The organism is Mesotoga sp. Brook.08.YT.4.2.5.2., from assembly GCF_003351125.1.
Lineage (GTDB): Bacteria > Thermotogota > Thermotogae > Petrotogales > Kosmotogaceae > Mesotoga.
In genome coordinates this window covers 31,218-55,680 of sequence record NZ_JPGZ01000012.1, presented here as the reverse complement: position 1 = coordinate 55,680, position 24,463 = coordinate 31,218, and the positions used below count along the sequence as shown (strand labels likewise).

The 24,463-nt window shown below is 46.3% G+C and carries 28 protein-coding genes; 10 read left to right on the top strand and 18 right to left on the bottom strand.

The genetic code is table 11. The features are described from left to right. Positions 1-1,829 precede the first annotated feature (1,829 nt). The 3 genes from Q502_RS04705 to Q502_RS04695 are packed head-to-tail and all read left to right on the top strand — an operon-like array spanning position 1,830 to position 4,767. Positions 1,830-2,993 carry an ABC transporter substrate-binding protein gene (locus tag Q502_RS04705; RefSeq protein WP_099829403.1) on the top strand — a complete coding sequence of 388 codons (1,164 nt, stop codon included), beginning with the start codon at positions 1,830-1,832 and terminating at the stop codon, positions 2,991-2,993. Between the two features lie 59 nt (positions 2,994-3,052). Next, a complete protein-coding gene (locus Q502_RS04700; RefSeq protein WP_099829402.1) occupies positions 3,053-3,937 on the top strand; it encodes a carbohydrate ABC transporter permease in 885 nt (294 codons plus the stop codon). Continuing rightward, complete coding sequence (locus tag Q502_RS04695) at positions 3,934-4,767, top strand: carbohydrate ABC transporter permease (protein WP_099829401.1); 834 nt, start codon at positions 3,934-3,936, stop codon at positions 4,765-4,767. The genes Q502_RS04700 and Q502_RS04695 overlap by 4 nt, the downstream gene beginning before the upstream one ends. 67 nt (positions 4,768-4,834) lie before the next feature. On the opposite strand, the gene Q502_RS04690 is transcribed toward Q502_RS04695, so the two are convergent. From Q502_RS04690 to Q502_RS04675, 4 genes are all read right to left on the bottom strand, one after another. After that, a complete protein-coding gene (locus tag Q502_RS04690) occupies positions 4,835-6,076 on the bottom strand; it encodes a glycerate kinase (RefSeq protein WP_099829400.1) in 1,242 nt (413 codons plus the stop codon). Between the two features lie 291 nt (positions 6,077-6,367). Next, on the bottom strand, positions 6,368-6,736 hold the full coding sequence (locus Q502_RS04685; protein WP_099829399.1) for a hypothetical protein: 369 nt from the start codon (positions 6,734-6,736) through the stop codon (positions 6,368-6,370). A 128-nt stretch (positions 6,737-6,864) separates the two neighbouring features. Continuing rightward, entirely contained in the window at positions 6,865-7,302 is a 438-nt protein-coding gene (locus Q502_RS04680; protein WP_099829398.1) for a hypothetical protein, read from the bottom strand. Positions 7,303-7,344: 42 nt separating this feature from the next. Further along, positions 7,345-7,803 carry a hypothetical protein gene (locus Q502_RS04675; protein WP_099829397.1) on the bottom strand — a complete coding sequence of 153 codons (459 nt, stop codon included), beginning with the start codon at positions 7,801-7,803 and terminating at the stop codon, positions 7,345-7,347. 218 nt (positions 7,804-8,021) lie between these two features. Between Q502_RS04675 and Q502_RS04670 the strand changes: the two genes are divergently transcribed. The 5 genes from Q502_RS04670 to Q502_RS04645 all read left to right on the top strand — a co-directional run bounded on the left by Q502_RS04670 (position 8,022) and on the right by Q502_RS04645 (position 12,438). Then, positions 8,022-8,627: a deoxynucleoside kinase gene (locus Q502_RS04670; protein WP_099829396.1), complete on the top strand. Its 606-nt coding sequence runs from the start codon at positions 8,022-8,024 to the stop codon at positions 8,625-8,627. A 259-nt stretch (positions 8,628-8,886) separates the two neighbouring features. Further along, complete coding sequence (locus tag Q502_RS04665) at positions 8,887-9,654, top strand: transporter substrate-binding domain-containing protein (RefSeq protein WP_099829395.1); 768 nt, start codon at positions 8,887-8,889, stop codon at positions 9,652-9,654. A 10-nt stretch (positions 9,655-9,664) separates the two neighbouring features. Beyond that, complete coding sequence (locus Q502_RS04660; RefSeq protein WP_099829394.1) at positions 9,665-10,399, top strand: amino acid ABC transporter permease; 735 nt, start codon at positions 9,665-9,667, stop codon at positions 10,397-10,399. Next, the gene (locus Q502_RS04655; RefSeq protein WP_099829393.1) at positions 10,396-11,142 is read left to right on the top strand and encodes an amino acid ABC transporter ATP-binding protein; all 747 of its coding nucleotides are present in this window, start codon (positions 10,396-10,398) and stop codon (positions 11,140-11,142) included. Before Q502_RS04660 ends, Q502_RS04655 begins: the two co-directional genes overlap by 4 nt. A 351-nt stretch (positions 11,143-11,493) precedes the next feature. Beyond that, positions 11,494-12,438, top strand: coding sequence for an LD-carboxypeptidase (locus Q502_RS04645; protein ID WP_099829448.1), 945 nt, complete (start codon positions 11,494-11,496; stop codon positions 12,436-12,438). A gap of 43 nt (positions 12,439-12,481) precedes the next feature. On the opposite strand, the gene Q502_RS04640 is transcribed toward Q502_RS04645, so the two are convergent. The 10 genes from Q502_RS04640 to rpsF all read right to left on the bottom strand — a co-directional run bounded on the left by Q502_RS04640 (position 12,482) and on the right by rpsF (position 18,698). Then, entirely contained in the window at positions 12,482-13,441 is a 960-nt protein-coding gene (locus tag Q502_RS04640; protein ID WP_099829392.1) for an NAD(P)/FAD-dependent oxidoreductase, read from the bottom strand. Between the two features lie 11 nt (positions 13,442-13,452). After that, entirely contained in the window at positions 13,453-14,097 is a 645-nt protein-coding gene (gene pdo, locus Q502_RS04635) for a protein disulfide oxidoreductase (protein ID WP_099829391.1), read from the bottom strand. A gap of 63 nt (positions 14,098-14,160) precedes the next feature. Beyond that, entirely contained in the window at positions 14,161-14,712 is a 552-nt protein-coding gene (locus tag Q502_RS04630) for a hypothetical protein (protein WP_099829390.1), read from the bottom strand. Positions 14,713-14,717: 5 nt separating this feature from the next. Further along, positions 14,718-15,650, bottom strand: a complete 933-nt coding sequence (locus Q502_RS04625; RefSeq protein WP_099829389.1) for an SPFH domain-containing protein — start codon at positions 15,648-15,650, stop codon at positions 14,718-14,720. A 22-nt stretch (positions 15,651-15,672) separates the two neighbouring features. Continuing rightward, positions 15,673-16,116 (bottom strand): NfeD family protein, encoded by a 444-nt coding sequence (locus tag Q502_RS04620; protein WP_099829388.1) that lies wholly within the window; start codon positions 16,114-16,116, stop codon positions 15,673-15,675. Between the two features lie 33 nt (positions 16,117-16,149). Continuing rightward, positions 16,150-17,001, bottom strand: coding sequence for an MBL fold metallo-hydrolase (locus Q502_RS04615; protein ID WP_099829387.1), 852 nt, complete (start codon positions 16,999-17,001; stop codon positions 16,150-16,152). A gap of 1 nt (position 17,002) precedes the next feature. Further along, positions 17,003-17,458 carry a 50S ribosomal protein L9 gene (gene rplI, locus Q502_RS04610; RefSeq protein ID WP_099829386.1) on the bottom strand — a complete coding sequence of 152 codons (456 nt, stop codon included), beginning with the start codon at positions 17,456-17,458 and terminating at the stop codon, positions 17,003-17,005. Positions 17,459-17,510: 52 nt separating this feature from the next. Beyond that, positions 17,511-17,744, bottom strand: a complete 234-nt coding sequence (gene rpsR / locus Q502_RS04605; protein ID WP_099829385.1) for a 30S ribosomal protein S18 — start codon at positions 17,742-17,744, stop codon at positions 17,511-17,513. 15 nt (positions 17,745-17,759) lie between these two features. Continuing rightward, positions 17,760-18,221 carry a single-stranded DNA-binding protein gene (locus Q502_RS04600; protein ID WP_099829384.1) on the bottom strand — a complete coding sequence of 154 codons (462 nt, stop codon included), beginning with the start codon at positions 18,219-18,221 and terminating at the stop codon, positions 17,760-17,762. 3 nt (positions 18,222-18,224) lie between these two features. Continuing rightward, a complete protein-coding gene (gene rpsF / locus Q502_RS04595; protein ID WP_099829383.1) occupies positions 18,225-18,698 on the bottom strand; it encodes a 30S ribosomal protein S6 in 474 nt (157 codons plus the stop codon). 242 nt (positions 18,699-18,940) lie between these two features. Between rpsF and Q502_RS04590 the strand changes: the two genes are divergently transcribed. Together Q502_RS04590 and Q502_RS04585 are read left to right on the top strand one after the other, a co-directional pair. After that, positions 18,941-19,414: a flavodoxin domain-containing protein gene (locus Q502_RS04590; RefSeq protein ID WP_099829382.1), complete on the top strand. Its 474-nt coding sequence runs from the start codon at positions 18,941-18,943 to the stop codon at positions 19,412-19,414. A 63-nt stretch (positions 19,415-19,477) separates the two neighbouring features. Further along, positions 19,478-19,876 carry an FMN-binding protein gene (locus tag Q502_RS04585; RefSeq protein WP_099829381.1) on the top strand — a complete coding sequence of 133 codons (399 nt, stop codon included), beginning with the start codon at positions 19,478-19,480 and terminating at the stop codon, positions 19,874-19,876. A 25-nt stretch (positions 19,877-19,901) separates the two neighbouring features. Here Q502_RS04585 and Q502_RS04580 read toward each other — a convergent pair whose 3' ends face one another. The 4 genes from Q502_RS04580 to Q502_RS04565 all read right to left on the bottom strand — a co-directional run bounded on the left by Q502_RS04580 (position 19,902) and on the right by Q502_RS04565 (position 24,402). Then, positions 19,902-20,732 (bottom strand): carbohydrate ABC transporter permease, encoded by an 831-nt coding sequence (locus Q502_RS04580; RefSeq protein ID WP_099829380.1) that lies wholly within the window; start codon positions 20,730-20,732, stop codon positions 19,902-19,904. Between the two features lie 16 nt (positions 20,733-20,748). Further along, a complete protein-coding gene (locus Q502_RS04575) occupies positions 20,749-21,630 on the bottom strand; it encodes a carbohydrate ABC transporter permease (protein ID WP_099829379.1) in 882 nt (293 codons plus the stop codon). A gap of 65 nt (positions 21,631-21,695) precedes the next feature. Next, on the bottom strand, positions 21,696-22,991 hold the full coding sequence (locus Q502_RS04570; protein ID WP_102819329.1) for an ABC transporter substrate-binding protein: 1,296 nt from the start codon (positions 22,989-22,991) through the stop codon (positions 21,696-21,698). Positions 22,992-23,271: 280 nt separating this feature from the next. Beyond that, the gene (locus tag Q502_RS04565) at positions 23,272-24,402 is read right to left on the bottom strand and encodes an MFS transporter (protein WP_099829378.1); all 1,131 of its coding nucleotides are present in this window, start codon (positions 24,400-24,402) and stop codon (positions 23,272-23,274) included. Positions 24,403-24,463: the final 61 nt, after the last annotated feature.

Below are 24,463 nucleotides of genomic sequence, written 5' to 3'. Positions count from 1 at the left end.
CCTCCCTTGCTACATTCATCATACCGATAAGTCGCGGCGTTTATGAGAAATCATGTGATGCTTCTTCTCCCTTGACAATACGTGCTGTGTTAGCCTCTTGAAAATCTATATCTTAAATCCTCCCTTGAGAAAGGAGGGCCACGTAGTGGCGGAGGGTGTGCACTAATTCGCAAGATCGAGATTGCAAAAAAGAAAAAGACGTAAGAGGCAAGAGGTAAGAGGTAAGAAGTGCAATTAGATCTTGCCTTTCTGACCTCAAGCCTCAAACCTCTTACATCGTACGACGCCGCATCGTACGCAGCTCAAGACAGTCGAGATTAGATCCAGTACAGAACCACTACGGGATGAGAAAGTGAGTGGATTCCAGCGCAGGCTCGTAAGTGTAGGCTCTCGAATGACAGCCTCTCACGTCATCCTCGTGTATTGTCATAAGAGAGAAAGTAGAGAGAGTATAGAATGAGGGTAGAGGGAGTAGCCAGTCGTCATTCTCGATCTTTGAAACAGTTACAAGTGACAAGTTGCGTGTTGTAGAGCAAAAGCCAAGAAACTCTATAAGTCTCTTGAAACGCTCTTCCCGGTGGACGGTGGACCGTTGACGGACAACGTTGTTTTGAGCAGCGCTCAGCGGGGCCTTCTTCTTAAGCGTATAGCGGATCTTCAGGGCGAGATCCCGTGCAAAGGCATCACGGGATGACTGTCTTTTCTTACTTCACGTCATCCTGACAATGTTCAGGCCAGGATCTCGATCTTTGAAACTGTTGCAAGTTCCAAGATGCAAGTCGCAGGAACGGTTATCCGTTATCGGTTCGCCGTTCTCCGATAGTATCGGAAGATCGGTTCCGGCGCGTTGCGCCCAAGTTCCTCGTTCCGGAGCTAGTAGCTTTGTTCTTGGTTAGTAAGAGCGGGAAGGTACGAGTTGAAGAGAGAGAAAGAGACAGAGGAGAGAGTTCTCGTCTTCTCGTGAGCGCAGCGAACCTCTCGACAATGCTCCTTCTCGATTGGTCTTATCGGTGAACGGATCCTCGCTCTTGGACGGTCAACGGCGAACCATGTTTTAGAGCGTTCAGCTGGGCCTTGTTCTTAAGCGTACAGCGAACTTCTGGCGTCTAGCGGTTCTCTCCAGCGTTCAGCGGCTCTTAGCCCACGAAGCGGAACTTACCTCTGCAAAGCAAAGACTGGCTTCTGAATCCTCCCGCTGAAAGCGGCATCACTTCCTGGGATGATTTTTCCAGCATCACTTCCTCGCGCCAGCGAGCCTCACTTCCTGGCGAAGCCAGCCTTGCGTCCGCCGGTGATCTTTCGGCGCATCACTTCCCCGGACGTTCCTCCGGGCATCACTTCCTCGCGCCAGCGAGCCTCACTTCCTGGCGAAGCCAGCCTTGCGTCCCCGGATGCTTCTCCGGGCATTGCGACCTGGCGAAGCCAGCCTTGCGTCCGCCGATGCTCTTCGGCGCCTTGCGTCCCGCCGAAGGCGGCATTGCGTCTTACTTCAGCAGTGACTAACTTTTCCCTCGTCTGCTCGTGAGCGCAGCGAACGTCTCAAAATGATTCTTCTCGTCTTGTCTCGATCGATCTTATTGAATACGATTCCGCTTCTTTCCTCGTAGCAAGAATATCTGGCGAACTTGGAAAGACTGTTACGTACAGTAAGACGTATAACTTACTATAATATTGATAGGTGTTGAACAATCTTCTCTTAAGGACAGTCGAAGAGTTGTATGCCCTTCTGGTTTAGATGTAAGCTCGCGCCCGGTTTTCTTTGTGGATGCGGTCTTGAGGGAATTGCTGACTAAAAAGCACATCGATCATTGAAAAAGGGGGTATTTTTGATGAAGAAGCTTTTGGTAGCAGTTCTTGTTGTACTTACCACTGCGCTATTTGCAGGTACCGTCTCGGTAATCGGACCTTGGTCCGGCTCCGAAATGGATGCTTTCATTCCGGTCCTGGAGGCATTCAAGGCAGAAACGGGAATTGATTACACTTATCAGACTTACAGGGCAGAGGATCTGGCAAATGTCTTACCTGCTCAGTTTGCCGCAAGGAAGGCTCCCGCTGATGTGATATTCATGTGGTCTAGTTTCATAACAAACAACACGAAGAACATAGCGGAGCTTACCGATGTAATTGACAGAGATGCTTATATTCCGGGCGCACTTGACAACGTAACAACCGCAGACGGAAAGGTCTATGGAATAGCTTACACGGCAAAGGTAAAACCAGGTTTCTGGTACAGAAAATCCTTCTTTGAGGCTCACGACTTGGAAGTCCCTTCTTCCTGGGAGGAGTTTGTTGCACTTCTTGAGAAAATCGACTCGTTGCCTGGAGTGAAAAATGCCATTGCAAGTGGTAATGGTGTAGGATGGCCTCTTTCTGATGTCACAGAGCACTTCTTGATAACGTTTGGTGGGCCGGAACTTCAGAAGGATCTTATCGAAGGGAATACATCATGGAGAAGCCATGCCGTTCGAAATGCCATGGGCAAGCTAGTCTATCTGATCGAGAGAGGATTCTTCAGTGTACCAACTGAGTGGACAACGATACTGGAACAGTGGTGGAAAGGAGATTACGGCCTATACTTCATGGGGCAATGGATAACCGGAATGGTAGAAGATGCCGATGATCTCGCTGTTTTCAGCCTCCCGGGGAATCGAGGAATGGTTTTCAGTATCGACTACGCTTTCGTTCCAGAATTCGCCACAAACAAGGCGGAAGCTCTCGAGCTCGTGAAATTCCTTGCCGGTGAAAAAGGGCAGAGCATTCAGGTCGCACAGGGTGGCCATATAGCAACGGTCGAAGTAGCTATGGATAACTACCCGGCCGTCGACATGGAAATCGCGAAACTCACTGAGGGAGTTCAAACTCTCAACGATCTTGATGACTCTATTGGTGGTCTATGGCAAACCGCATTCTGGGATCAACTGAAGCTCATCTGGGTCCGCCCAGAAAGACTCAATGACGCTCTAATGGATCTTGACGAGAAGATGCCTAATTAATTCGTGAACTGTAGTGGGGCCCTGAGGGTCCCACTACTTTTTTTTCGGAGGTGAGATAGTTGGCTGTAAGAAAGGCTAAGCTAAAACACTTCTTGTACTTCATTCTACCTGCCTTGTTCCTCCTGGTTGTTTTCGTTCTGTATCCAACTCTGAATACGGTTTTTCTAAGTTTCGTGGACGATGACGGAAAGATCTCACTTTCGAACTACATTGAGGTTTTCTCCAGCAGGGACATTCTGGATACGCGAGGATTCAGTAGAGGCTTTCCCTATGGTTCGTTGATCCACAATATCCTCTGGATAGCCATTCATTTACCGCTGACGACCATCGTCGGTCTTTTTCTTGCCGTTCTTCTGAGAGGTGTGAAGGGTGGAGGGATTGTCAAGTCCGTGATCTTCCTCGGAATGGTAATGCCTATGATCGTTGGGGGAATAATGATAAGATTCATGTTCGAAGAGAACGTGGGCGTTGTGAACCTTGTTCTTCAGATACTTGGATTAGAAACGAAAACCTGGACAGCATATCCAGAGACGGCCTTGTTTGCACTGATCTTCGGTTCGGTGTGGCTATGGACAGGTTTCTCCATGATTCTCTATTCTGCAGGACTCGAGACAATCCCAAGCACATACTATGAGGCAGCACAGATAGATGGAGCTTCGAAGGCGAAGATGCTTTTCAAGATCACTATCCCCCTGCTGAAACCTATAACTGTTGTAGTACTTACAATGACGCTTCTATGGGAGCTGAAGGTCTTCGATATTGTCTACATTGCAACGATGGGTGGGCCAGGCGGCTCATCTAACGTCTTGGCGCTCCAGATGTATCTCTACGGCTTCAGAGAGTGGGATTTTGGAAAGTCAGCTGTTGTTGCAGTGCTAATCGCAGGTTCGACTCTTCTAGCGGCGATACCAATGATGAAGTCGGCGGGGGATGAGGCAGAATGAAGAGAACGAGACGAGAGACTCTTGTGAAGACTGTTGTAGCCTGGATAGTTGCTCTAATCTGGATACTGCCTCTTATGGGTGTTGTTATGACGGCCTTGAGGCCTTTCAGCGAGGTAATCGATGGATGGTGGAAGCTCGAGCCCTTCAATGCGACTCTCTCGAACTTCTCCGGAGCGTTGAATCACCGGACAGCGGCTCTATACAAGGGAATGATAAATTCGCTAATGATAGCGATTCCAGCTACTATTGCTCCTCTGCTTCTTGCGACACTGGCCGGCTACGGAATCTCGAGGTACGGATTCCCATTGAGAAAGACCTTCATATTGACAGTGGTGCTAACGCTTGCTCTTCCTCAGCAGATGATAGCCATACCCATTTTCAGAATCATGAGCAACCTTGGGTTGGTGGACACCTTCTTTGGACTCATATTGCTTCATACTGCGTGGGGAATTCCGTGGATAACTTTTTTCATGCGCAACTACTTCAAGACTCTTCCTGCAGACATGGAAGAGGCCGCAAGAATCGATGGAGCCGGCGACTTCGGCATATTTTTCCGCGTGGTTCTCCCTAACGCATTCCCCGCTATTGCTTCTGCATCTGCTCTGCAGTTCACCTGGGTGTGGAGTGATTTCTTTCTTGCGCTCATCCTTATCTACTCACCGGAAAAGCTGCTCGCGACTCAACGAATCCCGCTGATGCGAGGTGTTTACCATGTTGACTGGGGACTGCTTTCGGCCGCGTCTTTGCTCGTCATGACAGTTCCCGTTCTCATTTACGTCCTCTTGCAGAGATATTATGTAAGGGGAATGGTAGGATGGACAATCAAATAGAATACTATGAAATGAGGGAATTGGATGAACGGTCAATTCCCTCTTTGTATTATTACATCTATCGACACTATTCGCACAGCAGCACTATTAGGTCGTTGACATTCGTGCCCGTCGGGCCCGTCTTGAATAGATCCCCTGATTTGTCCAGAGCGTGGTAGGAGTCGTTATCGAGAAGGAACAGTTGCGGATCTATTCCGGCATCGATCATTCTGCTCATAGAGTTTCCATCGACAATTGCTCCAGCCGCATCGGTAGGACCATCAATGCCGTCTGTACCTACACATGCGAGTGTTACGTTCTGCATTCCATCTGCTGCGATTGCAAAGGCGAGAGTCATCTCCTGACAACGGCCTCCGAGACCTTCTCCCCGAACATGCACTACCGTTTCGCCACCTAGTATCAACGCCGCAGGTCTCTTTGTAGGTCTGTTGAAGCGCTCTTCTCTTGCGATTGCGGCCAAGAAGACTCCGGCATCTCTCGCTTCGCAATCTAGTGAGGTGGTGACTATTGAAGAGTTGTAGCCCAGCTCTCTAGCAAATGTCGCTGCCGATTCGCAGGCTCTTGTGATGCTTCCGATTATCTCGGTCTGAACGTTGTGAAGTCTATCAGGGGTCTCCTTCTTCAGTGCTTCAACAACTTCGGGCCTGAGATTGAGCGCATACTTCTCGATCACGGCAAGTGCTTCTTCGCTTGTACTGCTGTCAGGATAGGTCGGCCCGGACGCTATCGAATCCAAGCGATCGCCAAGAACGTCTGAAAGAACAAGTGTATATATCTGTGACGGAGCGACGAGCCTTGCAAAACGGCCGCCCTTCACTGAAGAAAGTCGTTTTCTTACTGTGTTGATCTCGACGATACTGGCACCGGAGCGGAAAAGCTTGTTGTTAACCTCCACAAGATCTTCGAAAGCAACGCCATCGGCAGGCTTTTCGAACAGTGCCGATCCTCCCCCCGATATAAGAAAGAGGATTTTATCGGGCTTGCCGGATTCAATTAACTTCAGCGCATGATCGGTAGCTTCGACTGTCTTCCTATCTAGAATCGGGTGCCCCGCTTCAAATATCTCTATGCCTTCGATTTCTCCTTGACTGTAGCCATATCTAGTAATGACTACACCGCGTTCGATTTCATCGCCGAGCTTCTCCTTTGCTGCCTTGGCCATTCTCCATGCTGCCTTTCCAATCGCAAGAAGAAATACCGGACCGGTTAGCCCCGCCTTTTCGATCGCCTTTTTTACCGAGCTCTCAGGTTGAACGGCTTCGATCGATTTCTCGATTATGTACTTCACATCTTCTCTAAGTTCTCTCAAAACAATCCTCCTCAATAGCACCGAAAAAGAATCTGTCCATAGTGGAAATGCTAGTCTGATTCAATTCTATACTAGTTAAGAAAATTCATCGTTATGAACAGGTATTCTTGCGCTCCTCTGACTTGTATTAAGCAGTTGCAGTAAATAGATTAGAACCTAAACTGGTTGCTTGATGGAGACTTTTTCCAGGAAACCAGCCGGCCTACAATGAGAATAGTCTGCAGCACATATAAGCACAAATCAAAGAAAAAGACGGTGCATACACACCGTCTTTTCTCATCTCTGAAAGGCTCAGAGAAGTATGGTCAAGTATAGATATGGCCCGGGGAGGAAGTTGTATAGCAAACTAAGTCCTGCACTGAGAATTATATTATCAACCGGCCTCAGAATGAATTCCCATCCTCTGCCGAACACAGGGATGAAGAATAGGAACTTCCCATCGAAAGTATAAGCGTTTAGCTCATTTGGTGTCATCGGCTTTTCGTAGTAAGTGCTTGACTGGAATAGATAGAAATCCATTCCCTCGTAGCCGGTGATGTTTCCTGCTAGATCATACACTACATCTCCATACAGGCCCTGGCCGAGAATGAAGTTCTTCGGAGCGGCCACAAAAACAGATGCAACCAGAAGAACTGCCACAAGAATAAGGACTTTTTTCATCAAATTACCCCCTTTTAAGTGATATCGAACCTATCCTACTTACTGATTTTACACTTAATGGCCTCATTAAGTCAACGTATGTTCATTCTCCAGAAGCAATTTTTAGCATACAGCAAGGATGATAACAGTTAGGGTTCAAACCACTCCAGTCCATCGAATGAGTACCGGGCGAGGTCGATATTGTCATCCCTGATCCTGTAATACCATGACGTGAAAATACTTTCAGTTGAACCGGAACTGGAAAACTCAATCTGTGCCTCGTAAGAGTACTCTCCCCAATCAACTTCCGCGTATTCAACGGCTACTAACTCCAAGTGGTCAACTTTCACCTCTCCTGAAAGCACGTGTTGGTTGACGAACAAAATAGCGGTCTCTTCTATAGCGGGATAAACCATCTCGGGGTCGAATTCTTCGACCAGGCCTCTTGAAGAGAGCAGCATAATAACCACTGCCAGGACTATCACAGCGACTATCGTGTATTTCTGCAACACGGCTTTGATCTCGCTGTCTTGTTGATTCTCTACTTGAAGCTCTTCAGATTCTTCGTTCTTCTCATGTTCGCTCAAAAAAATAGACCCCTTTCGGGGTCAATTATACATATCTGTCAATCAAAAAACTACCGCGACATTCAGTCTCACCGAACTCAAGACAGACGATAGAATCGCTGAAGGTGACTCGAAGAAAAAGCCCAGAACGGTTAATGGTGAAGCAGAAACACCTGCTCCGACCAGAAGTGTCTGGTTGTTCTGAAGCACCAGTGCGTAATCAAAGCCGACTCCAACGTATGGGAAGATAACAACATTCGTTCCAAATTCATAGTAGAGATTAATCTTCTGAAGCTCGAGTGGACTAAAATAGGTCTTCCATGTCCAGCCCAAGCCCAGGTTAGGACCCGTCCATCCCGTTATGTTTCCAAAAACGTCTAGCTTTGCCTCTCCATAGACGGGAAAGTGCAGACCCGCTACCAGTGGCTTACCATGAGCCTTATCGGGCCAAACGATTAGTGGTTCGGAAAAAACGGCGATAGCCAGACCAAGAACAACAGCTAATAACAACAGTTTCTTCACTTCTATCCCTCCTTTGCAACGCGCGAACTCGACCTAAGTACATACCAATTATACAACATTACCCGACCGTTATCAGCATTAGGACCACTGTATAGAAATATAATAGCTCTGAGGACTAAAGCAAAAGAAAGGTCTAATGGATCTCAATTTGTAGCCGATCAAGTGTATTGATGATAGAATTTCTTAGACATATTCATTCATCGCGGAGGAGTGTTGTCTTGGGCAAGATTATTGTTTTGGCCGGGAATGTTGGCGCGGGTAAGTCTACTATAGCGAGCGCTATTGCAGAAGGTCTTGGATTCAGTATTCACTACGAATCCGTTTCCGACAATCCCTTCCTCGAGGATTTCTATTACGATCAAAAGAGATGGTCATATCATCTCCAAACATACTTTCTATTTCACAGGTACTGTTCTCTGAAACAGGCTGAAGAGAAAGACAACACCGTCTTCGATCGTTCGATATATGAAGACAGAGAGATTTTTGCTCGCAACCTTTTTGAGACCGGGAAGATGTCTCAAAGGGAATTCGCAGCTTATGTGACAATGTTCGATTCAATGATAAAGTACTTGAAGAAGCCTGACTTGCTGGTCTATATCGATGCGGACGTCGATACGATTCTTGCCAGGATAAGGCGGAGAGGAAGACAGATGGAGACTGCAGTTCCAATAGCTTACTGGGAGCAGCTCGACAGGTTGTACTCGCAATGGATTGAAGAATACGACCTTTCTCCGGTCTACAAGATAGATGCCAGATCTGTTGATATCGTCATTAATCCAGAGAAGACAGAGAGAATCATAGGCGAAATAAAGAGAATCCTGTAGAGGCGCTGTTCATTCCTTAACAGATTTGCAGAAATCGTAACTTGACATTCTGTACAAGATGTTGATACTATCAATTATCAAAACACTACGAAGGTGATCTGTGTGAGAGTTAGTTCGAATTCATTCTTTATGACAAACAAGCTTCATCATCACAGACTGTGGCGCCCGGTTGAGGGAGGCGGCACCTTCTAGTCGTGCTCTCTTAAGGAAATCAACAGACCGGGCTTATGGCCCGGTCTTTTTTTATTGGAGGTGTGGAATGAAGAAGTTCCTGGTACTTGCGGTTTTGATCTGTATGACAATGGCATTTGGAAGTCTGATCGACGACGTTAGGCAAAGAGGTGTTCTGAGAGTTGGGCAGGACGCAGGTTATATGCCCCTTTATGGAACCAATCCCGATGGCGAACGAATCGGTTTGGAAGTGGAGATCCTCGAGAGGATGGCCGAAATCCTTGGCGTGAAACTGGAATTCGTAGTTGTGAACTGGGATGGAATAATCCCTGCTCTGATGTCAAACAAATTCGACATAATCTGGTCTGCAATGACTATAACTCCGGAAAGGGCTCTGAGAGTGAACTTCTCTGATCCCTATCTGACAGTGGGTCAGATAATTCTCTACAACACAAACAGGTACACGGTTCCACCCACCGAGGAAGACCTGGACAATCCCGATGTCAAGATCGCTGTACAACTTGGTTCGACGGGCGCAGAAGCAGCAACCAGACTCCTCTCCAATGCCCAGATCTTCATGTTTGAGACGATCGACGAAGCTGCCTTCCAGGTCGCTTCCGGAAGGGCCGACGCAATGATCTTTGACTCCATTTATGCAAGATTTATGGCAAAGAAATACGATCAGCTCGATGTGACGGAAGAACTACTGACAAGAGAGGACTTTGGCGTAGCAATTGCAAACGGAGACTTTGAAACACTTCAGTGGTTGAACACCTTTATTCAGTGGGTAAAGACAACTGGAACACTGGAAGAGCTTGAAAACTACTGGTTCGTGGAATACCAGCCGGAGTTCTAAGGAAAGAATTATGACAAGAGCGATGTCGAAAATCATTCTGGGAGTAATAGTCGCAGGAATGCTCTGGTTCTCCTATTCATCAGTCTCAGCTGTGTATCCTTTTAACTGGAGATCGCTTGCCAGGTATTACAAACTCTTCATCGAAGGGATCGTCACTACTCTCCAGCTAAGCGTCATCGCTCTTGCTCTTGCAGTAATCGTGGGAATTGTGGTAGCACTTGCACGAGATTCAAAAGTCAATCTGCTGCGTGACGCGGGGACTCTCTATGTTTGGTTCTTTAGAAACATGCCGTTACTGGTGGTCATTCTTCTAGTCTACTACGGCTTCGGTTCTGCAGTTAACATCGATAGATTCTGGGCGGGAGTTGTCTCTCTTTCTTTATTTGAGGGAGCATACGTAGGCGAGATCTTTAGAGCGGGGATAGCCGCAGTTCCTTCTGGAGAGAAGGAAGCCGGAGAGGCCATGGGACTCTACAGAAGTCAGATAATGTTCTCTATAGTCTTTCCACAAGCCTTTAGAATCTCAATTCCCCCTCTAATCGGACAACTCGTAACGCTCATCAAGGACAGCTCGTTGGTGTCGGTCATAGCCCTTGGCGATCTCACGATGCGCGCCAGACAGGTGGGAACACAGACTTTGGCAGTGTTTGAAGCGTATATCTTACTTGCCGCCTGTTACCTGTTTATGACATCGCTGATCTCTCTGGTAGGAAGGATACTTGAAAGGAGGCTTGCCATTCCATGACAGAAAGAAACGTAATTTTGAAGCTCTCGAACCTCTCAAAATCATTCGATGGGCTGTCTGTCTTGAAAAACGTCTCGTTCGACGTCAAAGAAGGCGATGTGATAGCTGTCCTGGGTTCTTCTGGTGCGGGAAAGACGACCCTACTCCGATGCATTAACAACCTAATAACCCCCGATGAAGGCGAGGTCTTCTTTAAGGGGAGACAGGTAGAGAGAACGAGACAATCAATTAGATCTTTCAGATCAAAGGTTGGATTCGTATTTCAGAGGTTCAATCTGATTAGTCATTTGAGGATTGTCGATAACGTTGCTCTGCCTCTCGTGAAGGTCAACGGTATGAAGTGGGCAGATGCAAGAAAGGCCGCCGAAATTCAACTCAGGCAGGTGAATCTTGGCGAAAAACTTACAAGTTACCCTTCTCAGCTTTCCGGTGGACAGCAACAGCGAGTGGGGATAGCCAGAGCGCTCGTCATGAATCCCGACATTGTTCTCCTAGATGAACCCACATCGGCCCTAGACCCGTCTCTTGTAGGCGAAGTAATGAGAGTAATCAGAAGGCTCTCCTCAGAAGGGAGGACGATGATAATCGTCACCCATGAGACCGAATTTGCAAAGCATATAGCAAATCGCGTAATCTTTTTGAAGGACGGCGAGATAACTGCCGATTCTTGTCCGAAAGAATTCTTCGAGTCGAAATCAGACGATGTAACCGAGTTCTTGACAGACCTTTCGGCAATTGTATAGCACTTTCCTGCAATGAGGGTTTCTTCCGTGATCTCTCGCAAAAAAAGACGTAAGAGGCCAGAGGGAAGAGGTTGGAAGAGCGGGAAGAGGAGAGAGGAAGAGGAGGAAGAGAGAGAGAAAGAGAGGGCGAGAGGACGCGAAAAACAGTACAGACGTCAGGAGCTCGTCAGTCCCTATTTTCGCTTCTCGTCTTTTCGTGAGCGCAGCGAACGGCTCGGCGACGCACTTTCTCGTCTTATCTCGATCTCATTCGTCAACGGCATGTTTTTTTTTCGGGAGTTGCCTCTTGCATGTTGATTTTGGAGCTCATGAATGGCAAACTATAGTAGACACATCAAGCTGGAGGATTTCATGAGAAGGGTATGGTTGACAATCATGGTATGTACTGGTATTCTTTTGACTTCGCCTGTATTGATTTCGAGAGAGATCAAAACGATTTTCGTCACCGCTCCTGCAAGCTTTCCCGAAAGAGCAAAGCTTGAGAGCGGCGTTAACGCTTTGAGAAGTGTTGGATACCGTGTTGTAGTTGGAAGAAGCTGCCAGGTATCGCTTTCGTCTAGAGAAAAGGCTAATGAGCTGAACGAAGCCTTCGCAAATCCAGAATATGATGCGATTATCACTGCCAGAGGAGGTTATGGCTCGTATAACCTTCTGGACTGGCTCGATTGGGGCTTGATCGCTTCAAACCCGAAGCCCCTGGTTGGCTACAGCGATATCACCGCACTGCTTCTTTCGATCTATTTCAAGACAGGTCTAACGACGTTCCACGGACCTATGGTTGCGGTCGAGCTTGGATCGGACACCCAGTCAGTCCAAAACATCGCAGCGATATTCAACGGAGAGAGGACTATTCGTTTCAATTACCAGTCCATTCCAGTAATTGAAGGCAAGATGGCCGGAAGGCTTATACCGGCAAATCTTTCTTTGTTTCAGACCCTTCAGGGGACTGAATATCTGGGCTCGCTGAAGGACGCTATCCTGGTGCTTGAGGATGTAAGCGAGACAAAAGAATCACTTGAGAGAATGATTTGGAATATTGCACATCTAGATGACTTTTCGTCACTCAGAGGTGTTGTTTTTGCGGGATTCACGGAGATCAAGAACGGCGATCTAGACGACATAAAGAGGGTGATACACGACTATTTTCTGGACAAAGAGATTCCTGTCTGGATCGGTTTGCCAAGTTACCACGGGGACTTCCCAAAGGTTGTACTTCCCGTAGGTCAGTGGGTGGAAATAGACATGGAGAAGGGGACAATCGAGATTCTTCCAGTTCCCGAGGCAAGAATAAAATAGAAAAAGAGCGTCCTGCGCTCTTTTTCTATACTATGGAGTCTAGTCAATCGTAGAAATAGTTTCTTGCCGCGTGGTAAATCGCTATTGATCCATCGGCCGCTGCCGTAACTATCTGTCTAACCTCTTTTTCTCTTACATCACCAATTGCGTAGACGGCCTTCTTGTTTGTCTCCATGAAATCGTTTGTCTTGACATAACCGAACTCGTTGAGCTCCACCTTTCCTTTCAAGAACTGAGAGTTCGGAATTAGCCCAATGAAAACAAATACTCCATCCACCTCAAGCGGAGTTATTTCGCCAGTGTCGACACTCCTGATGTTCAACCTTCTCAGCTGAGAATCGCCTTCAACTGAATCTACTACTGAACTGAAAACATACTCAACCTTACCTGTGTCGTTCAGCTTTTTCTGCAGAAGTTTGTCGGCAGTTAGCTTCGGGAGATTCTGAATCACTGTTATCTTGCTAACCATTTTGCTCAGATAAAGCGATTCATCGAGAGCACTGTTCCCTCCGCCAATTACAGCGATGTGTTTATCGGAAAAGAAGTGTCCGTCACAAGTTGCGCAATAGCTTATTCCTCTTCCCTTGAATTCTTCTTCGCCTTTCACGCCGAGCTTTCTCGGATTCGATCCTGTGGCGAGTATAATGACCTTCGACATTATCTTCTTTCCATTGTCAAGGACAACCGCTTTCTCCTCTTCATCAATTTCTAGATCGACAACCTCACTATATGTGAAAGGCACGTCAAAAGCTCTCGCGTGTTCAGCCATCTTCTCACTCAGTTCCATTCCGCTGATACTGGTGAAACCCGTCCAGTTCTCAACTGCCCGGGTATTGTTCATCTGCCCGCCATCCAGCGCCTTCTCGATGATCAAAGGACTCAGTCCTGCCTGAACGGCATAAATTCCCGCAGTGATTCCGCTAGGACCTCCTCCAATAATAACTACATCATAAGAGTCTCTCAAAACGGATTTCTTTGCGCTGCCAAGTTCGAAGAATGACATTCTGCTCCTCCTTATACGGCCTTCAATACCTGATCTACGTACTGACCTTCCGGATAAGCTCCAACGAAAGTCACCTTGTCGTTAATCACAATCTGTGGTACAGAAGAGACACCGTACTTCTTTGACAGTTCCGTGAACTCATTCGCTTCAACCATGTATGCAGTAATATTCTTGTTTGCCATAGCAATATTGTGAGCCGTGATAACGGCCCTGGGACAGTACGGGCAAGTAGTGGTCACAAAGACCTTTATGTCTACAGGCGAACTTATCGCTTCAATCTTCTTGATCGAGTCCTCAGAAAGCTCTGGAAGTGCTCCCTTAGAAAAAGAGACAATGTCCTGCAAAAGCGTGCCGAACTCATGACCGGCCGGTATGCCGAGGAACCTTACTCCCTTGTCATCTCCGTCCGGATTGAGCAGAACTATACTAGGAGCTAGATCAATGCGATACTTATCGGCCATTTCCGATTCAAGATTATGAACTTCGAAGGTTATCTTTCCTTCAATTTCCGAGAGTTCTTTCAACATCTGTTCGGCAGTGGAACAGTAATCGCAGTTCTTGTCACTCTTGAAGAGAAGTGCCTTTACAGGACCTTCCATGCTGCCAAAGACCTCTTTAACCTGTTTTATTGTATTGTCCGGAAATAACTTTGCCATAACTATACCTCCTTGGAATTCCGTATTATGCATACCCTATAGGGGTATGATATCATCTGTATGTTACTCTTCCTTTGACAGCTTGTTTACAGAACTGTCGCCAAACCATCTGCTTACGCCAACGGTCAGGCAGATGACTGTGAATAGAAGCATTATCTGCAGCCATTCGTCGGGATAGAAATACTTTAGGTGGTCAGATAAGAACCTTATGACAGTTGCGATCGCAGAAAAGGTAAGGATGCAGTCGGCCAACTTCCATTTTCCCTGTACGATGAGGTATTTCTTGAAGAACTCCTGACGCGTATACCCCATGGAAAGAAACAACATACGAAATGTGTCATCGTATCTCGACATGTGTCTGCCTAACGATCCATATACATAGAGATAGGCGATCAGGAAGAGGACTAGATTGTGAAGTCTGTAATTATCCGTGAATAGCATAGTACTTAGAAAGATGAATCCATTTGCAAAGGCAATGTTCATAAACAGAAGAAAGAAAGTCGGTTTTCTTATTTGACGCTGAAAGGCAAAAACTGAGGCCACCGAAAGGACGGTGGCCAACACAGTAATAATTAAGAAACTCAGAAAAATGTGAACAATATCACTGACTAACAATCAGATCACTTCTTGCTTACCTTCTCATTGCCGTCTGAACTGTCTTTCCCTTCTCTGAAGATCTCCGCCATTGCACCTATCGAGCTAAGCATTGCACTGCTCTCATAAGGCAAGAAGACCTTGTTTGCCTTACCATCTGCAATCTGCTTAAGGGACTCCAGGTATCTGATAGCAATAACGTCTTTCGTCGGATCACCCTCATGAATGGCCTTGAAGACGTTAACTATAGCGTTAGCCTGACCCTCGGCCTCTGCTATCAGCTTGAACTTGTTGGCTTCTGCGACTCTCTTTATTGATTCGCTCTGACCTTCGGCCTGAAGTATCGCGGACATCTTATCGCCTTCGGCTTTCGTTATCTCCGACTGCTTATAACCTTCGGCCTCCAGAATGACGGCTCTCTTGGTTCTCTCAGCCTTCATCTGCTTGGACATGGCATCCATTATGTCCTGAGGTGGATCGATCTTCTTGATCTCAACTCTAGTGACCTTGACTCCCCACTTGTCCGTGGCTTCGTCAAGTACCTCTCTCAGAGTAACGTTTATTCGCTCTCTTGAGGTAAGTGTCTGGTCCAGCTCCATCTCACCGATAACGTTCCTTAGGTTTGTCTGAGCCAGCTTTATGGCTGCGATCTCGAAATTAGCGACGTTGTATACGACCCTGAATGCATCGGTTATCTGGAAGTATATGATAGCGTCAACGGTGACGACAACGTTATCCTTTGTTATGACCTCTTGAGGTGGCACGTCGATAACTGTCTCTCTGAGATCGACCTTTACCATCCTTTCAATAAACGGAATTATGAACTGAAGACCCGGTTCTGCATCTCTTCTGTACTTTCCGAGTCTCTCTACCAGTCCCTTCTCGAACGGACGGATAATCTTTATTCCTGAAGCTGCAATGATGAATATTACTGCTGCAAGTATCAACCAAAAAACCATTTCTGATCCCCCTTTCTATCATTCACTGAGTGTTATCGTTTACTCTCTCGACATAGACCAGAGTACCTTCCAGTCTCACCACTTTCACCACGGTATCCACCGGTATTACTTCACCGTTAATCGAGTTGGCTCTCCAGTCTTCTCCTTCTATCCTGACCCTGCCTTTTTCCAGCACCGGGTTAATCTCGACCATCACACGTCCCAAAGAGCCCACCATTCCGTCTATGTACATCTTCCTCGGCGAATCACCTTTTGAAAGCCTTCTGGCAATCGGTCTTGTTAGAAGCACCAACAAAGAGCTGCTTACTGCAAAGACAAGTACCTGCCAGCCGAAACCGAAAGAAAACATTGATGCCAGACCTGCGAGAAAGGAACCAATAGAAAACCACAGAAAGAAGAACGTAGGAGTAATTATCTCTGCCACGAGTAAGACAACGCCGAAAATCATCCAGCCTATGTAGCCCATTCTTTACCTCCTCCCGGAGTACTCAGAACAACCTTACAGTTCAAAAACATGTTCCGGGTGAACAAGAAACACCTCAAGTTCGGAACCGTCAAGTTCCTTCTTAATTATATTATGCCATTTTTTCATCTTGGATGTGTACCGTCCCGATATATGATACAATATCAATCTCTTTATACCCTTGCTATTTCTCACACTGTCGATTACTTCCTCAATGCTGGAATGATTCTGATTCCTTCTATCCTTCCCGACCAGAAAAGTGCACTCATGGAGCAACGTCTCCGAATCGGCAATAACCTCGGGAGGAAGTGCGAATGTGTCTCCACTGATGGTCACGATCTTCTTAAGATAAGTGTCAGTAATCTCTTCTCTACCTTTCTCACTGACTACACCGGCAATCTCCTTTGATGAGAGACCGGCGTATTCCTCTTTTAGCTTCTTTCTCTCTTCATAGATATGGTAACCGTAGCTGATCTCGCCGATTGTATGTTTCACTCTGAAGGGAGTAACATGTCTCCTGAAGCTGCCTGCAGTTCTAAGATACACTTCATCTCCGACGTTTATCGGGTTGACTATCATGTTATATCTTAATCGAGGATTCATTCCAATGATAAAATCGAGGTAAGCTTCGATAGCTCGATTGCCCGAGGGGAAACTAATTCTCAAAGGCTTGTTCCGGTCGCCCATTGCCGTGTTTCGGGTATTTATCAGGCCCCAGAGTCCGGAAATGTGATCGACATGACCGTGGGTAAGGAAGATATCTTTTATCGCATAGACGCTGTTGCCAAGAACAGTGGATATACCCTCTCCCACATCGAAGAGTATCCTTTCGGGTCGATATAGAATCCATGTTGAGTAGAGAGCCTTCGAGAAAATCTGAAACTCCAAATCAGTCTTCCTCCAGCCCTTCCACTTTCAATGCAATCTTTCCTTTAACATTTCCCGGAAGCTTAACATCTATCTTGTATTCACCAGTCTGTTTGATATGTTCCTCTAGCTCTATGTTCTTCTTATCGACCACAAGACCAAGCAAACTCTTGATGTGGCTGGAAATATCTCCGGAGGTGACTGCTCCAAATAGCTTGCCGCTAGATCCGGACTTAGCCTTTATCACGAAGTGGTGTTTCTGGAGCTCGTGCAACAGATCTTCACTGGCCTTCTTTATTCTTTCTTCCTTTTCTTCCTGCTGTTTCTGAATGTGCTTGAGCTTTGCCATCTCTTTCTGATTGGCTTCAACTGCAAACCCCTTTGGAATAAGGAAGTTTCTACCGTAACCATCAGATACGTTCTTCACTTCACCGGCTTTTCCAACGTTGTTTACGTCTTTCAGAAGAATCACCTTCATAAGAAACCTCCTTTTAAAAAAGGGAGGCTATTCGCCTCCCTGACTGACTCTATCACTCTTTTGTGTAAGGAAGCAGCGCCATGAATCTCGCCCTCTGAATCGCTTCCTTCACCATCCTCTGGTGTTTCGCGCAGTTACCTGTAATCCTCTTTGGGATAATCTTGCCCTTTTCGGTAACATAGTCGCGCAACAAAGAAGTGTTCTTATAGTCAATGTACTTTGTCTTTGTACCGCAGAGTCTGCACTTTCTTCTGCTTCTTCCTCTTCGCCTATTATCTTTTACCATAATCTTCCACCTGCCTCAAAATGGGATATCGTCGCTTCCGGAGTCACCCGTGTCGCTTCCAAAGAAAGTAATGTCATCGTTTCCAGTGCTCTCAACCAAATCATTATCCTGAGTCGATCTCTCAAAACCTCCAGAACTCTGTTGAGCCTGTGCCTTTGTCTCCATGAATCGTATGTTGGAGGCGGCAACCTCGGCCATTGACCTCGATTCACCGTCCTGCGTCTTCCACTTGTTAATTCTGAGAGAGCCCTCTACAAGTATAAGTCTGCCTTTCGTTAAATAGTTGCCAACGAACTCCGCTGTTTTTCCAAAGGTCACAATCCTTATGAAGTCGGTACTGTCGTTATTGGATGACGCGACATTTCTGTCAACTGCAAGAGTGAACGTTGCAATTTGAGTGCCACTGGCAGCGAACTTGATCTCCGGATCGCGAGTTAGTCTACCTATCAAGACAACATGATTGTAGCTAATCGACATTTCTTACTCCTCCGTCTGCTTTTCTTCTTCAGTAGTTTCTACTTCAACGGCGACCGCTTCTTCAGTTGCTGTATCTTCAACCGGTGTTTCTTCTGACTCAGCATTCTGAACGCTTTCTTCAACCACCGGCTGTTCTGCCGCTTCGTCTTTTTTCAGCAAAGCTTTTTTCTCCGCCTTTTCAAGATCTTCTCTCCTGAATGTCTGCCATCTGAAAACTTCAGGGGTGATACCAAAGAATCTCTCGAGGATATCAACCGATTCGGGGTCAGCCTTGAACTGAATAACCGTGTAGTCGCCTTCGCTGAAGCCTTTTGTAACCCTGTAAGCTAGTTTCCTGACACCCCATCTGTCGAACTTCTCGATTGTTCCTCCGACTCGTTCAACAATATAGTCTCTAACCTTTTCAGCCATCGCATTCCGATTCTCTTCATCTAGCTTCGGCGAGACTATGAACATAGTTTCGTAGATCCTGCTCATTAACTTCCTCCTCCCTTGGTCTGTGGCCTTGCCTTCTGCGGCAAAGCGGGAATTCAACGCATAGAATTATAACACAATGCCCGAATTCTTCAAGTCCGATCGATGACTTGTACACTAAATACGCTACAGGCAACGGAGATAACTCAAACTATTCATCTGCTAAGGCTTCGCAGTCTCTTATCATGTAAACTGTATTTGTTAAACAATGAAGTACCAATCCTCACCTTTAGGAGGCGTCTCTTATGAAGACCGCGATAATCTACTCGACTTGGAGCGGAACTGTGGAAAAGTGTGCAAGCGAAATCTCAAAGAAACTCTCTGAGGAACCAGAGATAATCAACATCAAGAAAGACCCATCTCCGAAACTCAAAGAATTCGATGCCGTGATCGTTGGGGCATCGATCAGAATCGGCAAGGCAAACAAGGAGATAACGGAATTTGTGAGAAGGAACCTTGAAGACCTTAAGTCGAAGAGGCTTGGAGTATTTCTCTGCATGGGTTCAGGAGAAGAGAACTTTGAAGAGTACCTCTCTCAGAACTTCCCTAAGGAGTTTCTTGACAAATGCAAGACAAAAGGGTTTTTTGGTGGCGAGTTCAATCTAGAAAGACTGGGTTTTCTTTCAAGAATGATGCTGAAGGCAGCTTCGAAAGGTAAGCCTCAGCCCCACATTGTTTCAAGCAACATCGATAAGTTTGTCAAGGACTTTGAGGCTTAGCCAGCTTTGCTATAATACAGCCGAACAATAAGTTACTGAAATTCATCTTCCGGAGCAAAGACGATGAAACTGATGTACCTTACCAGAGTACCCATATCGATAGGGATTGCAGTTGCAGCACTGAACGTAATCGTCATGGCGCTTATCTTTCCGAGGCTTGAAGAGGGACTGAAGGAGCTCGACACACTTGAGTTCGCACCGCTAAATCTATCTCAATTAACCGATGGAGACTATGAAGGAAATTTCGCGGCAGAGATAGTAGGGGTGACAGTAATCGTCATGGTCTCCGGACACGAAATCAAATCGATTGAAATAGTGAGACACAATCACGGCAGAGGAAAATCGGCAGAGGCAATCATCGCCTCCTTAATTGAGAACCAATCTGTCGAGGTCATTGTAATCTCGGGCGCCACTTACAGCAGCAAGGTTATTTTGAAAGCCATAGAGAATGCCACAACATAAACAGATAGAAGACTTATCTGACGGTCTACTTCTCTTCTTTCAGACTGAACCCTTCCATGATAGTTCTCTGGAAAAGCAGCAGCATGATCAACGGAGGAATCATGGCGATTATGGCTCCGGCCATAATGATATTCCATTCGGCCGCTTGAGCTTCACTTGCAAGAAGCATCTTTATTCCTATCTGTACAACACGCATGTTATTGCTGTTGGTAACTATCATAGGCCACAAGTACTCGTTCCACATATATGTGAATTCAATCAGAAACAACGCCCCGACATTAGTCTTTGAAAGCGGGATCAACACATTGAACAGAAATCTCATGGGTCCGGCTCCATCGATCCTAGCAGCGTCGGAAAGCGAAGGTGGAACAGTCATGAATAGCTGTCTGAAAAGCAGAGTTCCAGTCGCGCTGGCAAAAAACGGTATCGTGAGAGCTCTATATGAATTAATCCAGCCAAAAGTTCTCATCAGCTCATAAGTCGGTACAATTCTTATCGGTAGCGGAAGCATGTGGGTAATCAGAATTATCGCAAAGAAGAAATACTTTCCTTTGAAGTTCCCGAAATAGGTGAAAGCAAAGGCAGCGAGCATCGAAAGAAATATCTTTGCAAATGCCACGGTAATCGAAATGAATGCGCTGTTGAAGATCAATCTTCCCATGTTGACGGTCTTCCAGGCCGTCGAATAGTTATCGAATGCGTGAATGCTTGGGATGAACTTAGGAGGGAATGAGTAGGCTTCCTTCTCGTTGAATGTGCTCATAGTGAAGGCATAGTAAATCGGAAACATTATTGCTATGAGCGCGATTGTCAGAAAAAGATAGCTCAGAAAGATCGATGATTTTCTCTGCTTCATCTAGTTCACCCCACGATCATCCATAGAAGACCTTTTGCTCGGCAAATCTGAACTGAAGAACAGTCAAGATGGCTACAAAAACGAAAAGCACTATTGATTGAGCGGATGCAAAGCCCGTATCAAGGTTTATGAATCCGTCTCTGTAAAGTTTGTATACAAGGACTTGCGTGGCATCTCCCGGCCCGCCCTTTGTCATTATGTCGATCAGTCCGAAGACCTGAAAGAAGGCGTACAGCATGTTCATTATCAGCAGGAAGAAAGTGGTCGGCGACAACAGCGGAATTGTGATCTTAAAGAATCTCCGAACGCTAGATGCGCCATCTATAGCAGAAGCCTCAATCAATTCTTGAGGAATCGTTTGGAGTCCTGACAAGAAGAAAATTATATTATAACCAAGCATTTTCCACGAAGCTGCAATGATTACTGCAACGAGGGCAACTTTCCCATCCATCATCCAGTTAACATTAGCTCCAAAGATCGCCTTCAGCAAGAATGTAATCGGGCCGCTCGAAGGGCTGAACATCAGTGCCCAAATCGTACCTGCTATTGCCGGTGAAATCGCATAAGTCCAGATGAAAAGAGTTCGATATACTTGCAGCCCCTTCAGCTTCTGATTCAGAAGTACCGAAAGCAGCATTCCCAAAGTCAGACCGATCACTACGACGAAAACCGCAAAGATTAGCGTTATAACAAGGCTGTTGATGTAATCTGAAGATTTGAATAGCTTGGTGAAGTTGTACCATCCCACGAATATCAGTTTGTCGCCAAAAGGAGAGACCCTGAAAAAACTCAGGTACAGCGACTGAATAGTAGGAACAACCAAAAAGATGATGACCACGACCAATGAAGGCAGAAGTAGCAAGTATGGTAAGAGCTTGTTTGGAAAACGACTATGCATGCCTCATCACCGTCCGGAAAATACTAAAGATCCCCTGACATTTCTGTCAGGGGATCCAAAAAAAACTACTTGCCGTAGATCAATGTGTATTCTTCAAGTATCGTGTTCGACTTTTTTGCCGCATCGTCGAGAATTCTCTTCGCTTCTGCTTCGAAATTCGTTCCGGTGTACTGTATAGCCTTTTCAATAGCCCCATCAACGACATCTCTGATGGCGACGAAATTGCCGAGTCTCACTCCCTGAGCCTCGGGAATTCTCGTTCCCGAAAGTATCTGAAGGAAGGCGGTAAGGTGATTTGGATTTTCGGCAAACCAACCTTCGTCCATGAGTTTCTTGACTGCACTATTGGTGGTTGGGAAGTAACCCGTCGACTTATGCCACTCGGCAGTAACTTCAGTCTTCATAAGGTACTGGAAGAATTTCCAGATCGCCTCATATTCTTCGTCTGTATGACCCTTCATTACCCATAGCGTTGCACCGCCAATGACGGAATTTCCCTTCGGATAACCTGGTATAACCGGCAGGAAGGTTGTTCCCATCTCGAAATCGGCTTTCGACTCAATTGAGCTGACAGAAGATGTAGACTGAATCAACATTGCAACCTGCTTGGTAAGGAATGCCTGGTTTGCGTCATACTCTCTGCCGCCGTAAAGGAAAACTTTCGCCTGAGCCCATTTTATCCACTCCGCCAGGACCTTGACACCGAAGTCTCCGTTGAAGAAAACCTCCGTCGCTTTGGCGGCTCTGCCGTTCTCATTGTTTGCATAAAACTGGCCATGTACCGAGTGCATCTGCTCGAAGACCCATGCAGGCCAACCAAAAGAGATTCCTCCCTGTGCCGCCCCTGATTCGACTATCTTCTTTCCCATCTCGTATAGTTCATCAAAGGTCGACGGCGGTTTGTTCGGATCGAGGCCAGCGGCTCTGAAAATGTCTTTGTTGTAGTATAGGATGGCACTTGACGAGTTGAAAGGCATTGAATAGAGCTGGTCGCCCACTGTGTAATAATCGAGAATAGGGCCGATCACGTCTCCCCAATCAAAATCAGGACCGGAAAGCTCAAAGACCGGTTTGATAGCATTGCTGTCAAGCATAGTTTGAAGTCCAACCTCGTAAACCTGTACAACATGAGGCGCATCTCCTGCTCGATACGAAGCGATCGCCTTGGTTAGGGTCTCTGCGTATGAACCGGTGAACTGCGCAACCACCTCAATATCGGGGTTTTCTGCGTTGAATCCCTCTACAATTGCATCAACTGCACCCAATCTGCTGCCACTCATAGCGTGCCAGAAGTTGATTGTAGTCTTTCCGAAAGCAAAGATTGACAAGCTCAGAAGAACCAGTACAAGAAGCTTTTTCATAAGATCCCTCCCTTTTCGAAAATTGAAAACGGCAGAATACCGAAGTAATTATAACACCAAGAGTTCCCCCGAAAGAAGCTCCCTGAGAAGCCAACAGAGTTGGATATCACACGTAAGACCCCGCATATCGCTTCGTTCTCGTTATTTGAAAAGAAAGAACCGCTCACAAACCCTTCCGAAAAACGGATCCACAATTTATCCCGGAGGTCCTTTCAGACTGACATCAAGCAATGAAACATTATTTCGAGAGATACATCTCAGTTCTTGGATCCGGTGGGTTTCATCTGGAATTCGATCGCGATCTTAGAATCGCGAAGTAAACGCCCGTCATTAAGATTGCAGATAGAAGCCCGACAAATCCGAAGAGTCTGAATGCAAAGAAGACTGAGAATTTATCGATAATTATTCCTCCTCCGATTGACCCCACGATGAAAGTCAATCCCGACCTCACAATCCAGAAGACACTCTGAGCAGCAATCATCCGCCTACCCGAAAGACCGTAATGGATGAAGTGAAAAAGGGAGTAATACATTAGAATATACGTCAACCCGTGTAAAGACTCCACCAAATAGAGCGCATATACGTTTGTCGCAAAGGAGACAAGAATCATCCTGACTCCAATTACTGCCATGCCGAATAGCAGGATTTTCATACTGCCGATTTTCTCGATTATCCTGTCGGCAACCAACAAGAAAGGAATCTCTGAAAGAGCGGTAATTGCAAAGACAACCCCCACGACCGACGGATCCATACCGTTCTGTCTTGTGAAGACCGCAATGAAAGAATTATGGAAGGAGTTCAAAGTAATTCCGAAAAACATTCCGACAGTCATCAAAGAAAACTGAAGAAGAGAACCTGCACTGGCAGGGTTTTCCGGGGCTTCAGTTCTCGATTCACCGGGTCTTCTCTTGAGGAACATCGGTGAGAAGGCCAGAACAATGGAGGTGGCTGCAAATAACCAGAAGAAACTGATCCCGACGAGACTGCTTAACAAGAGAGAAGTAACTGCAAACCCAATCGTGCCAAAAAGCCTCACACGATCGAAACGACCTCCAGTAGTCTTAAGAATCGTCATAATAATTGAATCACCCAGCGGAACAACTGCCGAAAAAAAGAGAGAGAAGAGGATCATGAAGAGTAAGGATGTCAAGAAATCGCTGGTGGCAAAAATGGGCCAGATACATACGGCTGAAGAAAGAGATACGATATAATAGATTTTGTTCTGACCAAGTCTAGAGCTGATTTTAAACCACAGGGGGCTGGAAACTAGCGAGGCAACAGGCAGTACCGCCATCAGTATTCCGATTTCGGTTGGTGAATAACCGGAGATGTCGAAATATTGACTAAGCAGATTCTTAGTCGCCAGGCTCGCATATATTAGAGCTTCAAAGAATAGTATATTAAGATTCAACGCAATCTCACCCCACGCAACTAGTGGAAATTATACAACTTGCAATTCAAAAAGATTGAAT

Excerpts from the sequence above, each read along its gene's own strand:
- Q502_RS04625 (WP_099829389.1), bottom strand. The coding sequence starts at position 15,650 with ATGGTTTTTTGGTTGATACTTGCAGCAGTAATATTCATCATTGCAGCT.
- Q502_RS04665 (WP_099829395.1), top strand. The coding sequence starts at position 8,887 with ATGAAGAAGTTCCTGGTACTTGCGGTTTTGATCTGTATGACAATGGCA.
- rpsR (WP_099829385.1), bottom strand. The coding sequence starts at position 17,744 with ATGGTAAAAGATAATAGGCGAAGAGGAAGAAGCAGAAGAAAGTGCAGA.
- rpsF (WP_099829383.1), bottom strand. The coding sequence starts at position 18,698 with ATGAGCAGGATCTACGAAACTATGTTCATAGTCTCGCCGAAGCTAGAT.
- Q502_RS04590 (WP_099829382.1), top strand. The coding sequence starts at position 18,941 with ATGAAGACCGCGATAATCTACTCGACTTGGAGCGGAACTGTGGAAAAG.
- Q502_RS04655 (WP_099829393.1), top strand. The coding sequence starts at position 10,396 with ATGACAGAAAGAAACGTAATTTTGAAGCTCTCGAACCTCTCAAAATCA.
- Q502_RS04600 (WP_099829384.1), bottom strand. The coding sequence starts at position 18,221 with ATGTCGATTAGCTACAATCATGTTGTCTTGATAGGTAGACTAACTCGC.
- Q502_RS04575 (WP_099829379.1), bottom strand. The coding sequence starts at position 21,630 with ATGCATAGTCGTTTTCCAAACAAGCTCTTACCATACTTGCTACTTCTG.
- Q502_RS04685 (WP_099829399.1), bottom strand. The coding sequence starts at position 6,736 with ATGAAAAAAGTCCTTATTCTTGTGGCAGTTCTTCTGGTTGCATCTGTT.
- pdo (WP_099829391.1), bottom strand. The coding sequence starts at position 14,097 with ATGGCAAAGTTATTTCCGGACAATACAATAAAACAGGTTAAAGAGGTC.
- Q502_RS04580 (WP_099829380.1), bottom strand. The coding sequence starts at position 20,732 with ATGAAGCAGAGAAAATCATCGATCTTTCTGAGCTATCTTTTTCTGACA.
- Q502_RS04695 (WP_099829401.1), top strand. The coding sequence starts at position 3,934 with ATGAAGAGAACGAGACGAGAGACTCTTGTGAAGACTGTTGTAGCCTGG.
- Q502_RS04645 (WP_099829448.1), top strand. The coding sequence starts at position 11,494 with ATGAGAAGGGTATGGTTGACAATCATGGTATGTACTGGTATTCTTTTG.
- Q502_RS04620 (WP_099829388.1), bottom strand. The coding sequence starts at position 16,116 with ATGGGCTACATAGGCTGGATGATTTTCGGCGTTGTCTTACTCGTGGCA.
- Q502_RS04705 (WP_099829403.1), top strand. The coding sequence starts at position 1,830 with ATGAAGAAGCTTTTGGTAGCAGTTCTTGTTGTACTTACCACTGCGCTA.
- Q502_RS04660 (WP_099829394.1), top strand. The coding sequence starts at position 9,665 with ATGACAAGAGCGATGTCGAAAATCATTCTGGGAGTAATAGTCGCAGGA.
- rplI (WP_099829386.1), bottom strand. The coding sequence starts at position 17,458 with ATGAAGGTGATTCTTCTGAAAGACGTAAACAACGTTGGAAAAGCCGGT.
- Q502_RS04585 (WP_099829381.1), top strand. The coding sequence starts at position 19,478 with ATGAAACTGATGTACCTTACCAGAGTACCCATATCGATAGGGATTGCA.
- Q502_RS04570 (WP_102819329.1), bottom strand. The coding sequence starts at position 22,991 with ATGAAAAAGCTTCTTGTACTGGTTCTTCTGAGCTTGTCAATCTTTGCT.
- Q502_RS04640 (WP_099829392.1), bottom strand. The coding sequence starts at position 13,441 with ATGTCATTCTTCGAACTTGGCAGCGCAAAGAAATCCGTTTTGAGAGAC.